Source organism: Halorubrum sp. Atlit-28R, assembly GCF_003665955.1.
Classification (GTDB): domain Archaea; phylum Halobacteriota; class Halobacteria; order Halobacteriales; family Haloferacaceae; genus Halorubrum; species Halorubrum tropicale.
On the sequence record NZ_QPLS01000078.1, the window covers coordinates 1 to 656 of the forward strand.

Genomic DNA, 656 nt, shown 5'->3' on the forward strand with positions numbered 1-656 from the left:
GACGAGTGCATCGAAAAAACGGTCTTCGTCCGGCGAATCCGCGCGGATGACGTAGGCGATAGCCCGGGTTAAGTCCCGCCCTGCGGTTCCTTTCTTCAACAGCGACGAATAGTCGATATTTCTCGAATAAAGGCTCTGGGCCGTATGGTAAAGGTTCTGCGCGTCAGCCACAATGGCGACGCGCTGACCGGGGTGAATCTCAGTCATTCGTGTGTCGATTGGACGGCCCGGACTAATAACCGTCCGGGAGCGGAACTCCGACAGACTCCCATCGGGTACCTTCGGTCGTCGTAGAAACACGTAACTCAGTACCGTGCTAGGTCCAAGCATGGCCCAGACGCTATCCCTCGACGGCCGAACACTCGTAGGCGTCGAAAACGACGGTGGGGAAGTCGGCGGTGACACCCGGTTTCGTTTTGAACAGGACGGCAACGTCGTCACCGCTCACTACGCTGGAGGAACAATCATCGAAGGATTCCTGACCGGCACGTTCGACGGACGCATCCTGAACATACGGTACGTACAGCTCAACGAGGACCACGAGACTTCGACGGGTCACTTGGTTGGAATCGCCGAAGAGTGGGTCGACGGCCGCGTCCGAATCGAAGACGAGTGGGAGTGGGAGTCGAAACCCGGAGGCGGTCGTTCCGTCCTCA

Annotated in this window: 2 protein-coding genes; one reads left to right on the forward strand and one right to left on the reverse strand. The window is 58.4% G+C overall.

Going from position 1 to position 656, the window contains the following annotated elements; genetic code table 11:
- On the reverse strand, window positions 1-207 hold a 207-nt coding region (locus DVK06_RS16860; RefSeq protein WP_121601123.1), incomplete at its 3' end, for an NYN domain-containing protein.
- 121 nt (window positions 208-328) lie between these two features.
- Between DVK06_RS16860 and DVK06_RS16865 the strand changes: the two genes are divergently transcribed.
- The coding region (locus DVK06_RS16865) for a hypothetical protein (protein WP_121601124.1) at window positions 329-656 on the forward strand (328 nt) is incomplete at its 3' end.